The 12,751-nt window shown below is 61.1% G+C and carries 7 protein-coding genes; 3 read left to right on the forward strand and 4 right to left on the reverse strand.

The window, feature by feature from the left end; all coding sequences use genetic code 11:
- Positions 1-167 precede the first annotated feature (167 nt).
- The 3 genes from OKB81_RS15840 to OKB81_RS15850 all read right to left on the reverse strand — a co-directional run bounded on the left by OKB81_RS15840 (position 168) and on the right by OKB81_RS15850 (position 6,703).
- Positions 168-1,919 (reverse strand): ABC transporter transmembrane domain-containing protein, encoded by a 1,752-nt coding sequence (locus OKB81_RS15840; RefSeq protein WP_160838996.1) that lies wholly within the window; start codon positions 1,917-1,919, stop codon positions 168-170.
- 109 nt (positions 1,920-2,028) lie between these two features.
- Positions 2,029-3,765 (reverse strand): ABC transporter transmembrane domain-containing protein, encoded by a 1,737-nt coding sequence (locus OKB81_RS15845; RefSeq protein WP_160838994.1) that lies wholly within the window; start codon positions 3,763-3,765, stop codon positions 2,029-2,031.
- 139 nt (positions 3,766-3,904) lie between these two features.
- Positions 3,905-6,703 (reverse strand): hybrid sensor histidine kinase/response regulator, encoded by a 2,799-nt coding sequence (locus tag OKB81_RS15850; protein ID WP_160838992.1) that lies wholly within the window; start codon positions 6,701-6,703, stop codon positions 3,905-3,907.
- 153 nt (positions 6,704-6,856) lie between these two features.
- Between OKB81_RS15850 and trxC the strand changes: the two genes are divergently transcribed.
- The 3 genes from trxC (at position 6,857) to OKB81_RS15865 (ending at position 9,607) form a co-directional block, all read left to right on the forward strand.
- Positions 6,857-7,297 carry a thioredoxin TrxC gene (trxC, locus tag OKB81_RS15855; RefSeq protein WP_270805312.1) on the forward strand — a complete coding sequence of 147 codons (441 nt, stop codon included), beginning with the start codon at positions 6,857-6,859 and terminating at the stop codon, positions 7,295-7,297.
- 154 nt (positions 7,298-7,451) lie between these two features.
- Positions 7,452-8,840: an SLC13 family permease gene (locus tag OKB81_RS15860; protein ID WP_045524563.1), complete on the forward strand. Its 1,389-nt coding sequence runs from the start codon at positions 7,452-7,454 to the stop codon at positions 8,838-8,840.
- A 200-nt stretch (positions 8,841-9,040) separates the two neighbouring features.
- Positions 9,041-9,607: a cytochrome b/b6 domain-containing protein gene (locus tag OKB81_RS15865; protein WP_151027674.1), complete on the forward strand. Its 567-nt coding sequence runs from the start codon at positions 9,041-9,043 to the stop codon at positions 9,605-9,607.
- 64 nt (positions 9,608-9,671) lie between these two features.
- Here OKB81_RS15865 and OKB81_RS15870 read toward each other — a convergent pair whose 3' ends face one another.
- Positions 9,672-12,146, reverse strand: coding sequence for a glycogen/starch/alpha-glucan phosphorylase (locus OKB81_RS15870; RefSeq protein ID WP_160838988.1), 2,475 nt, complete (start codon positions 12,144-12,146; stop codon positions 9,672-9,674).
- Positions 12,147-12,751 lie beyond the last annotated feature (605 nt).

Raw genomic sequence — 12,751 nt, forward strand, 5'->3', positions numbered from 1 at the left:
GCATATGGATTTAGGGACTCAGAATACTTTTTTCTGAAAATCAAGGCGGCCTTCCCCGGAAAGCCGCGATGAACCATTTTTTAGCCCTGATACTACGTGGACTGGAACTCAAATTCTCTTAAGTGAACAGCATTGCGGCAGATGCCGGCTGTTTTTTTAGGTGGGCCTCAGGCCCGTTTCTCTTCAAGCCAGGCCCCCTGGCTCTGCATCTCGAACAGCTGGGCATAGTGTCCTCCCAGCGCCATCAGCTCGCCATGGGTGCCGCGCTCGCTCACCCCCCCGCGGGAGAGCAGCAGGATTTCATCGGCATCCACTATGGTGGAGAGGCGGTGAGCGATGGCGATGGTGGTGCGGCCACGGCGCGCCGCCGAGAGCGCCTGGGAGAGGGCGAGCTCGGTCTGGGAGTCCACGCTCGCGGTCGCCTCGTCCAGGATGAGGATGCGCGGATCCCCCACCAGGGCGCGGGCAAAGGAGAGCAGCTGGCGCTGGCCGGCGGAGAGGTTCTTGCCCCCCTCCTCCATCAGGGTGGCCAGGCCATCGGGCAGGCGGCGCACGAAATCGGCCAGCTGCACCTCCTCCAGAGCCTGCCAGAGCCGCCCATCCTCGATGCCGTCACGCCCAAGGCGCAGGTTCTCGGCCAGGGTGCCGACGAAGATGAAAGGATCCTGCTGCACCAGGCCGATGCTGCGGCGCACCGCCGAGAGGGCCAGGTCGTTCATGGGGTGATCATCGAAGTGGATGCTCCCCCGATCCAGGGGGTAGAAACCCATCAGCAGGCTGATGATGGTGGACTTGCCGCTGCCGGTGTGGCCCACCAGCGCCAGCATCTGGCCCGGCCGGGTGGCAAAGCTCACATCTTGCAGTACCTGCTGCTCCCCGTCGTAGGAGAAGCCCACCCCGTCGAAGCGTACCCGTCCCTCCAGGGAGCGCACCTCCCCGTCGGTGCTCTCGCGGGTTTCATCGAGCAGGGCGAATACCCGCTCCCCCGCCACCATGGCCTGCTGCAACTGGTTGAGCTGGTTGGTCATCTCGATGAGGGGCTCGATCATCCGCCCCAGATAGCTGATGAAGGCGTAAAGCACCCCCACCTGAATGGCCCCCGCCGTGCTCAGCCCCTCGTGGGCAAACAGGGCCAGCAGACCGATGAGCACCATCATGTAGAAGAGATCGATGAGGGGGCGCAGCAGGATGCCGTTGATCTTGAGGCTCTTGATCCGCGCCTGCCAGTGCTGCTGGTTCACCCCCGCAAAGGCGTTGGCGAAGTGGCGCTCCTGCACCATGGCCTGGATCACCGGCATCCCCTGCAACGACTCGTTGAGACGGCTGTTGATGTCGGAGAGCAAGGATCGGGTCGCCCGCACCACGGGCACGCTCAGTTTCTGATAGAGCCACATCACGGCTCCCACCGCCGGCAGCAGGGTGGCGCACACCAGCATCAGGCGCAGATCCAGCAGCGCCATGGAGAGCAGGATGCCGCACAGGAGCACCACTTTTTGCACCAGGAGCCCTATCACCTGGACATAGAGGTTCATGATCGCCTCGGTGTCGTTGGTGATGCGGGAGATGAGGGAGCCCGAGCGGTGCTTGTCGAAATAGCGGGCAGGCAGGCGGATGGCTGTGGCGAACACCTGCTCGCGCAGACGCTGCACCACCGCCTGGGCGATGCGGTTGAAGCGCAGGGATTGCAGATAGAAGCCGGCCGCCGACAACACCTGCAACCCCAGATAACCGGCGGCAAGGGCGGCGATGATGCCCCACTCCAGCCGGCGCGGCGCCAGGTAGTCATCGATGAAGAGCTTGATGAGCAAGGGGCCCGCCACCTCGGCGCCGGTGGCGAGCAGCAGGCAGATGCCCGCCTGCACCAGCCAGCGGGGGTAGCTGGCGCAGTAGGCGAGCAGCCGTTTGATGGTTGGATTCACAGACTGGCCTCCAGCGCAACGTTCCACGGAAATTGACTCTCTTTGCTCCCCTCTCCGCTCGCGGGAGTCGGGAGAGGGGTGAGGGGTGCCTGGGGTCTTGTCATCCTGTTCACAGGCTCTCCTCCACGTCCTGCTCCAGGCGCTGGTAACGGACCATGTCCGCGTACCAGCCGTTCCTGGCCATCAGGGTCTCGTGACGGCCCCGCTCGCTGATCGCTCCCTGCTCCAGCACCAGGATCTCGTCCGCCTGCTCCACCGCCGTCATGCGGTGGCTCACCAGCACCAGGGTGCGCTTGTGGACCTTGAGGGCCAGCAGGATCTGCTGCTCGGTGTGGGCATCCACCGCCGAGAGGGCGTCATCCAGCACCAGGATAGGGGCATCCAGCAGCAGGGCGCGGGCGATGGCCAGACGCTGCTTCTGACCGCCGGAGAGGGTCACCCCCTTCTCTCCCACCTCGGTTTCATACCCTTTGGGGAAGCGACTGATGTCGTCGTGAACGCAGGCGATGCGCGCCACCCGCTCAATCTCCTCCCGGCTCGCCTCGGGGCGGCCCAGGGCGATGTTGGCCGCGATGGTGGTGGAGAACAGAAACGGCTCCTGGGGCACATAGGCAAACTGGCTGCGCAGCTCACCCAGCGACAGTTGCGAGATGGGCACCTCCCCCATGCGGATCTCCCCGGCCGTGGGGTTGGCCAGGCGCATCAGCAGCTTGAGCAGGGAGCTCTTGCCTGCCCCGGTGCGTCCCACTATCCCCAGCATGGCGCCAGCCTGCAGGGTGACATCCACCCCCTGCAACAGGGTGCGCTGCTCCAGCCGGTAGCCCAGCCCCAGCACCCGCAGGGGAAAGGCCGAGGCCAGCGCCATGGGATGGGCCGGCTCCTCGATGTCGCTGTGCTCCCCCAGCAGGCTTTCGATGCGCGAGTAGGCGGCGCTGCCCCGCTCGATGATGTTGAACAGCCAGGCGATGGCGAACATGGGCCAGATGAGCTGGCCGAGGTACATGGTGAAGCTGGTGAGCTCCCCCAGAGTCAGCTTGTCTTGCAGCACCAGGGCGCTGCCCCCTGCGACAGCCAGAAAATAGGAGCAGCCGATGCACAGGTAAATCACGGGGTCGAACTTGGCGTCGATGCGGGCCACCGCCATGTTGCGCTCCCCCGCCTGACGGGTCAGCTCGGCAAAGCCCTCGTCCTCTAGGGATTCGACCGCGTAGGATTTGAGCACCCGCACCCCGGAGAGGGCCTCCTGGGTCTTGTTGTTGAGGCGGGAGAAGGCCCCCTGAGCCGCCTTGAACTCCTTGTAGATCTGGGTCCCGAAGCGGTTCATGAAGAAGGCCATCACCGGCAGGGGCAGCAGGGAGAGCAGGGTCAGCTGCCAGGAGTACTGGCTGCACATGATGGAGAGCACCAGGATGCCGACGATGAAGGAGTCCACCAGGGTCAGTACCCCTTCCCCTGCGGTCATCTCCACCGCCTGGATGTCGTTGGTGGCGTGGGCCATCAGATCACCGGTGCGGTGGCGCTGGTAGAAATCCGGGCTCATGCGGGTGAAGTGGCTGAACAGCCGGTTGCGCAGCACGTAGGCGAGCCGGTAGGAGGCACCGAACAGCATGACCCGCCACACGTAGCGCAGCAGGTAGATAAGCAGTCCCAGGCCAAAAAGCCCCGCCAGATAGCCGGTCAGGGTGCCGCTGTCCAGGTCACCCTTGGCGATGCCATCCACCACCCAGCCCACCACCTTGGGGGGGATCACGGTCAACAGGGCCACCAGCATCAGCAGGGAGATGGCCACCAGATAACGCCGCCACTGATCCTTGAAAAACCAGCCAAGCCGCAAAAATACGCTCACAGAGAAGTCCTTGGTCGCGGCGCGCTGCCGCGTGATCATGAAGAGAAGCTCAATACAATCGCCCCCTGGCGGGGGCGAACGAGTGGGTCATCATAGCCTGAAGCGGGTGACTTGAGAACGATTGCTATCTTGCCCTCCCTCAGAGCCGCTTGTCGGGGGGCGAAAACGGGAAAGCGACCGACTCCTGCTGCTCCCCGGTGAGCAGGAAGTGGGAGACCTCCTCCCGGGTCTGGGTAAAGACCTGCTGCAACTGGTTGAGCTCCCCCTCGCTCAGCTCCTCCTGCAGCCGCAGCCGCCACTCCAGTTCCCCGGCCAGCAGTTGCAGGCGGGAAGCGGAGATGTTGGCCGAGACCCCCTTCAGGGTATGCAGCAAGCGGCACGCCACTTCGGGCTGCTGGCGACGCAGGGCGGTGCGGATGTCCCACAGATCGTCCTTGTGCTCGGAGAGGAACAGCTTGAAGAGGATCTGCAGCGCCTCCCTGTCATGCTCCAGCCGGCGCAGGGCATCCTCCAGATCCAGCACGCCCATGAGGGCCGGCGGCTTGACCTCGATGGGCACCTTGGGCTCCCCGCCGCTGCTCTTCACCCATTGCAGCAGGTTGTTGTAGAGATCGAGCTTGCTCACCGGCTTGGTGACATAGCCGTTCATGCCGACGCCAAGGCAGCGCTCCCTGTCCCCCGGCATGGCGCTGGCGGTGAGGGCGATGATGGGCACATCATGCTTGTCCACCATCTTGCGGATCTGGCGGGTGGCATCCAGCCCGTCCAGCACCGGCATCTGCAGATCCATAAGGATGACGTCAAACGGCTGCTCCGCCACCTGCTCCACCGCCTCGCGGCCGTTGTCCACCACGGTGACCTTGGCCTCCACCCGGCGCAGGTACTCCAGAATGAGCTGCTGGTTGACCCGGTTGTCCTCGGCCAGCAGCACCCGGGTACCGCGCAGCAGCTCCCGGAACTGCTGCTGATCCCCCTGGGCCTCCGCCTGGCGGACCTTGCTGTCATGGGAGCTGCCGTTGAGCAGTTCGTCCACCTTGGCCAGCAAGGCGTTTTCGGTCATGGGTTTGGCCAGGAAATGGGTCAGTCCCATGCTCTCCATCCGCCCGTGCAGCCCCTCCCTGGACCAGGCGCTGGTCATCAGGACAGGCAAGCGCCGCCACTGGCTGTGCTGGTACATCTCGAGGGCCAAGTCCAGGCCATCCTCCTGACCCATGCGCCAGTCGAGGATGGCGAGGCGGATGTGATGCCCCTCTTCCCGCAGCACCTGACGGGCGCGGGAGAGGCTGTTGACCGTGATGACGGACGCCCCCGCCCGCCCCAGGATGTCCTTGGCCAGCTCCAGCACCAGCTCGTTGTCATCCATCATCAGGATCAGGGGCTGGTGATCGAAGAAGACCCGGCGCCCCGAGACCCCGTACACCGCCTGGGAGATGGGGATCTCGAACAGGAAGGTGGAGCCCACCCCGGGCTTGCTCTGCACGGTGATCTCCCCGCCCATCAGCCCCACCAGGCGCTGGGAGATGTTGAGGCCAAGCCCGGAGCCGCCATATTTACGGGTATTGCCCGCCTCCAGCTGGGTAAAGGGCTGGAACAGCTGGGCCTGCTTCTCCGGGGCGATGCCGATGCCGGTATCCCGCACGCTGAAACAGACCCGCATGGGATGCTGGCTGGTGAGGGTGATGGCCACCTCCACCTCGCCCCGCTCGGTGAACTTGATGGCATTGTTCACCAGGTTGACCAGTACCTGACCGAGGCGCAGCGGATCCCCGCGCAGAAAGTCGGGCACGGCGGGAGACTTGTTGATGATGACCTCGATGTGCTTGCGCTCCGCCAGATCCGCGAACATGGCGGCGAGGGAGTCGAGCTGCTCGCTGAGATCGAAGTCGATCTCCTCCAGGGTCAACTTGCCGGACTCCACCTTGGTGAGATCCAGAATGTCGTTGATGAGCAGCAGCAAGGTGTCCGACGAGGATTTGATCTTGTTGAGATAGTCCCGCTGCTGGGGATCCAGACTGGTTTGCAGTGCCAGGGCGCTGAAGCCGATGATGGCATTCATGGGGGTGCGGATCTCGTGGCTCATGTTGGCCAGGAAGTCGCTCTTGGCCTGGGCCAGCAGCGCGGCATGGCGAGAGAGCTCGCTCAGCTTCTGGTTGCGACGCCACAGGGTCGCGGCCACCAGCGAGAAGCAGAGCAGCGCCCCCCCCAGCACCATCAGGTAGAAGCGGCTCTTGAGGGAGGAGGCCCGCTCCAGCTTGCTCTGCTTCCAGGCGGGCAGCGAGCTCAGCCCCTTCATCTCCACCACCTGATTGCGCAGGCGATGGTACTCCATCACCTGCTGATTGAACTCCTGGCCCAGCCGGACGAGGGTCGCGACCCTCGGCTGCTCGCCATAGCGGTCAAGCAGGTGCTGCTGGAGTTGCAACAGTTGCCGCTGCTCGTTCTGATCCCAGCTGCGTCGGAGGTAGTGGTGCAGGCGCATGAGTTCGGTCAGGTCGCGGTACTGCGCCTCACCGACCGGCAGGGTGCCTTGCAACGCCTTGAGCTGGCCCTGGAAGCGGGGAGCCAGATACTCGATGGTCATCTCCATGGTGTAGAGCCTGGCGAGATCCAGCAGATAACCGTCGATGTCCCGCTGCAACGCCTGGGAGCCGGGGTCGTCCACCGACTCCGGATCCTCGTGCACCAGCCTGACGAACCTGTCCAGGTGACTGGAAAGCAGGCTCAGGCGTTGCTGTACGCTGCCATCGCTGGCCTTCTCGCGCCCCAGCAGATAGACGGTATCGGTATTGACCCGATTGAGCACCATCTCAGCCGCCACGCTCAAATCGAAGGCACGCTGCTGCTGGCTGAGCAACTGCCAGCAATAGGCAGAAAAGCCCACCAGCGATACGATGATAAGGCCAAAGACAACACGATTGGCCCGTGCAACACTCTTCATCCCGTCTCGATTCTCATGTCATGGTCGGCCATCCGGTGACATCAGGTCACGGCCGGAGGCCAACTGTGAAAAACCACTGAGTGCTATGTTACCGTTAGTCAGCGCTCTGATTGCAATAAAGATGTTGCCGGGCCATGAAATAAGGAAGCAATTATGTCACTTGTCACCACCTATTGTAGCCAATGCTTTACCCGCAACAGCCTGCCTGTCGAAAAAGAAGACTCAAACGCGAAGTGTGGCCGCTGCCGTCACCCCCTCTTCGAACAAAGTCCGGTGGCGGGGCGTCAGGCCAGCTTCGATGCCCTGATCCAGTCCGACATCCCGGTGGTGGTGGACTTTTGGGCAAGCTGGTGTGGCCCCTGCCTGCAGTTTGCCCCCGTCTTTCAGGAGGTCGCCCGGGAGCTTGAGCCCCGCCTTCGCTTCGTGAAACTCAATACCGAGCAGGAGGCCGCCATCGCAGGTCGCTATGGCATTCGCAGCATTCCTACCCTGATGGTCTTCCAGCGGGGGGAGATCCTGGCACAGCGCAGCGGCTCCCTGCCCAAGAGCCTGTTCAAGGAGTGGCTGCTCTCCTTCACCTCCCCCGTCAAATGAAAATGAAATGTTTCATTTCTGTTTGATTGAAGATCCATTTTCACTTGACTCTGTGAGTCGCCACATGATTTGACCATATCCCCCTGTTTCAAACAGGGGGATATATGTAACCTCTGCATCACAACAACAACCATAAATTAACCGAGAGAACGTTATGCACACATCGGCTGTACCTCCGACTCCCCCCTCACGCTGGCTGGACATCAAGTCCGGGATCGTCATCCTGGATCTGCTCCTGCTCTGCGCCATGCTGGCATGGCTCCCGTTTGACCCCATGGTCAACAAGGGGCTGGCCATCCTGATCTTCATCGCCATCCTCTGGCTGACCGAGGCGGTGAACATCACCATCACTGCCATCTCCATCCCGGTGCTCGCCACCCTGCTCGGGGTGTTCGACATGAGCAAGTCGCTGACCGACTTTGCCAACCCCGTCCTGTTCCTCTTCTTTGGCGGCTTTGCCCTCGCTGCAGCCCTCTCCAAGCAGGGACTCGACACCCAGATCGCCGGCAAGGTGATGCAGCTCGCCAAGGGACACCTGGGCTGGGCTTCCATCGTGCTCTTCACCATCACGGCCGCCCTCTCCATGTGGATCAGCAACACCGCAACCGCGGCCATGATGATGCCGCTGGCCCTCGGCATGCTGAAGGGGCTGGACGTTCACAAGGAGCGCCGCACCCTGGTCTTCGTGCTGCTTGGCGTCGCCTATAGCGCCAGCATCGGTGGCATCGGCACCCTGGTGGGCAGCCCCCCCAATGCCATCGCCGCCGCCCAGATGGGCTTGGGCTTCACCGACTGGCTGGAGTTCGGCATCCCCGTGGTGATCATCTTCATGCCGGTAGGCATCGGCCTGCTCTACTGGGTGACCCGTCCCAATCTCTCCCACCAGGTCAGCACCGAGCAGGTCACCATCGAGTGGACAGGTCAGCGCAAGGTGACCCTGGCCATCTTCCTGACCACGGTGCTGCTGTGGATTGGATCCCAACCTCTTGCCAAGGCGCTGGGCGGCATTCCCCAGTTCGATACCCTGATCGCCATGGGCGCCATCCTGGCCATCGCCATCAGCCGGGTCGCCAGCTGGGATGACATCAACCAGAACACCGACTGGGGCGTGCTGCTGCTGTTCGGGGGTGGTCTCACCTTGAGCGCCATCCTCAAGCAGACCGGGGCCAACGCCTTCCTGGCGGAACACCTCTCCAGCGGCCTCTCCTCCATGCCCATCTTCGTGATCCTGCTCTGCCTGGCCGCCTTCGTGGTGTTCCTGACCGAGCTGGTCTCCAACACCGCCACTGCCGCGCTGCTGGTGCCGCTGTTCGCCGGGGTGGCCGAGGCTCTGGGGGTCTCCCCCATCGTGGTCTCGGTGCTGATCGCCGTCGGCGCCTCCTGTGCCTTCATGCTGCCGGTGGCCACGCCCCCCAACGCCATCGTCTTCGCCAGCGGCCATATCCAGCAGCGGGAGATGATGCGGGCCGGCCTGGTACTGAACCTGGTGTTCACCGTCATCCTGACCATGCTGGCCTATTTCATGGGGGATATCCTCCACTGAGGTTCGCCCCCCTAATGCCCTCCAAGCCCCGCATCGTCGGGGCTTTTTCTCGCCCCGAAACCACCGCACTCCCTACCCGCGAGATCACGGCGACATTAACTTGCACTTAAGAAATCGCCTCCATGATGCTGACAACGGCCATCACGCAGCCATGGCTGACGATGGCGATGATCATGGACATCACGACAAGGGATCACCTCATGGGTAAGACGATGCAGAACAACCGTGAAATCAAGGTATGGGATCCGGTGGTCAGGGGATTTCACTGGGCCACTGTGCTGTTGTGCGTGCTGAATCTCTTCATCCTTGAAGAGGGGGCGCGCAACCACCGCTATGCGGGATATGCGCTGGCCGGACTGCTGGCACTGCGCATCGTATGGGGATTCATCGGCTCCTATCATGCCCGCTTCGCCCAGTGGCTGCCGACACCGGCCGGCGTCATCACCTATCTCAAGGAGACGATCAAGGGGCGCCACCCCTACTACGCCGGTCACAATCCTTTGGGGTCCTTGATGATACTGCTGCTGTTGACCTGCCTTGTCGGCACCGCCGCCAGCGGGATCATGACCGAATACGGGCCTCTCTCCGGCACCCATCGCATGGAAGAGATCCACGAGTTCTTTGCCAAGGGGCTGCAGGTGGCCATCTTCGTCCATGTACTGGCCGTCATCGCCCTGGATCGTCTGGTACGGGGCGATCTCGTCAGGGCGATGATCACCGGCAAGAAACGGGTGCCGGCGGACACCCGGGTGGTCGACAGGCCCTGAGCCTCTCTCAACCCGACAGATGAAAAAAAACCCCGCATCGCGGGGTTTTTCACTGGAGCAGACATCAGCCGACGCTGCAGCTCGTCAGTTTCCAGATCCGGTCTACGTAATCCTGGATGGAGCGGTCGGAGTTGAACTTGCCCATGGTGGCCGAGTTGATGATGGCTTTCTTCGCCCACAGGGCCGGATCCCGGTACCAGGTGTCGATCAGCTTGTGCGCCTCGGAGTAGGACTCGAAATCCGCCAGGGTCAGGTAAGGGTCTCCCCCTTCCAGCAGGGAGCGCTTGATGGAGGAGAGCTCCCCCGGGCGACCCGGCGTGAAATAGTCGGTATCAAACCAGTCCAGCACGGCTTTCAGTTCGGAGTTGGCGTAGTAGAAGTCATACGGGTTGTAGCCGCGCGCCTTCAGGGACTTCACCTCGTCCACGTTCAGACCGAAGATGGCGCAGTTCTCGGCCCCCGCCTCTTCGGCGATCTCGATGTTGGCTCCATCCAGCGTCCCGATGGTGATGGCACCGTTCAGCGCCATCTTCATGTTGCCGGTACCGGATGCTTCGTAACCTGCGGTGGAGATCTGCTCAGAGACATCCGCCGCCGGGATCAGCTTCTCGGCGAGGCTCACGCGGTAGTTCGGCATGAACACCACTTTCAGCTTGCCCTGGATACGGGCGTCGTTGTTGACCCGCTCCGCCAGCTTGTTGATGGCGTAGATGATGTCCTTGGCCAGCTTGTAGCCGGGCGCCGCCTTGGAGCCGAAGATGAACACCCGCGGATGCATGTCATAGTCCGGGTTCGCCAGCAGGCGACGGTAGAGCGCCATGATGTGGATGAGGTTCAGCTGTTGACGCTTGTACTCGTGCAGACGCTTGATCTGGACGTCGAAGATCGCCTCCGCGCTCACGTCGATACCGGTTTCCGCCTTGATGACCTTGACCAGCTTTTCCTTGTTGTGGCGCTTGATGGTCATGAACTGCTGCTGGAACGCCTTGTCGTCGGCAAACTTCACCACGCTACGCAGCTTGTCCAGTTGCAGCGGCCACTCCTTGCCCACCACCTCGTTGTAGAGTTCGGCCAGTTCCGGGTTGCAGGCCAGCAGCCAGCGACGGGGAGTCACGCCGTTGGTGACGTTGCACATCTTCTCGGGCCACAGCTCGGAATACTCGGGGAAGAGATCTTCCTTCACCAGCTTGGAGTGGATCTCGGCCACGCCGTTCACCTTGGAGGAACCGATGACGCACAGGTTGCCCATGCGCACCTTGCGCACGTCACCCTCTTCGATGATGGAGAGCTTGGCCTTGATGGCATCGTTGCCCGGCCACTTGGGCTCCACCAGCTCGTTCAGGAAGCGGGCGTTGATTTCATAAATGATCTCGAGGTGACGGGGCAGTACCTTCTCGAACAGGCTGACGGACCACTTCTCCAGCGCTTCCGGCAGCAGGGTGTGGTTGGTGTAGGAGAAGACCTGATAGCAGATGCCCCAGGCGGTATCCCAGTTCAGCCCCTCTTCGTCCACCAGCACGCGCATCAGCTCGGGGATGGCCACGGTGGGGTGGGTATCGTTGAGCTGGATGGCGATTTGCGCGGCAAAGTTGCTGAAGTCACTGCCATGCACCCGCTTGTAGCGACGCATGATGTCCTTGATGGAGCAGGCGCAGAAGAAGTACTGCTGGATCAGGCGCAGCTCCTTGCCTGCGTCGGTCTCATCGTTCGGGTAGAGCACCTTGGAGATGGTCTCGGCCTGGGCCTTCTCGGCCTGGGAGTCGATATAACCACCGGCGTTGAACACGTCCCAGTCGAAGAACTCGGAGGCGCGGGATTCCCACAGACGCAGGATGTTGACGGTGTGACCACCGAAGCCGACCACCGGAATGTCCCAGGGCACCCCTTTGATCTTGCGACCGGCATGCCACACCTTCTTCAGGCCACCCTTGTCACCAAAGACGGTCTCCACGTAGCCGTAGAGCGGGATCTCCTGCACCGATTCCGGGCGGCAGATCTCCCAGGGGTTGCCATATTCGCGCCAGGAGTCCGGACGCTCGATCTGGCGACCATCCTGAATTTCCTGACGGAACAGGCCGTGCTCGTAGTGAATGCCATAGCCCACCGCCGGGTAGTTCAGAGTGGCCAGGGAATCGATGAAGCAGGCAGCCAGACGACCCAGGCCACCGTTGCCAAGGGCCATGTCAGGCTCTTGTTCGCAAAGATCGGTCAGTTCCAGACCGAGTTCACCCAGCGCCTCTTCACAGACTTTGTAGAGGGAGAGGTTGTGCAGGTTGTTGGAGGTCAAACGCCCCATCAAAAATTCAGCAGAGAGATAGTGAATCGCACGAGTATCTTTCTTGAAGTGAGCCTGCTGAGTACGGGTCAGGCGCTCGTACACCTGTTCATTGACGGCGGCAGCGGTCGCTTTCCACCAGGCATCCGGAGAGGCTTTCTGTTCGCTTGTACCCAAGGTAGAACGCAGGTGACGCACGATACTCGCCTTGAGCTGATCTTTATCCAGTTGGAGATCCTGGTCTGTCTTCTTCTTGGTAGCCATAAACCATTTTCCTTCGTTACAAATAAAAAATGTCATCCCATCGGGGGACCGGCGCTGTTGTTATCTCAGAATATGCTCCGGCGGGGGCATACTAGCTAAAGCCAAGGGTTTAAAAGTTAACGTGAGTCACACTTTAACGCATAAAAATGACAGTTTCACCATGAAAACCCTTTCCTTAAGCCAGTCTGAATGAAATATAAATTTCGTTTTAAATCATAGTGATACATGAAAACAAAAAAGATAGTTTCATGAATAGGTTTTCAATGATTGCCTGTGACTGAAAATACGTGAAAATAACCGCCGACTAGGGAGAAATTGAAAGCGTTTTCAATTCACACCTCCTCGTCAGGTAATAAAAAGGATGCTCCAATCGGAGCACCCTTTGATTTCAATTAACCATGTGCCTTGGGAAGGTGCGAATAAGTCACCAAACATAAAAATGCGCCTTTGTAAGCATTTGAATTTAATAAACTAATTTTTTCAGTTTCGTTGTGGAGGGTGCTTATTCGCACCCTCCCTTGAACTGATTCATATACAGGACCTTAAGAAAACACTTCATTTGAAATTCCTTCTAAGGTCCTGTTCTGTATCGATTTTCGCTGCTT

Source organism: Aeromonas sp. QDB56 (genome assembly GCF_027705505.1).
GTDB lineage: Bacteria > Pseudomonadota > Gammaproteobacteria > Enterobacterales > Aeromonadaceae > Aeromonas > Aeromonas caviae.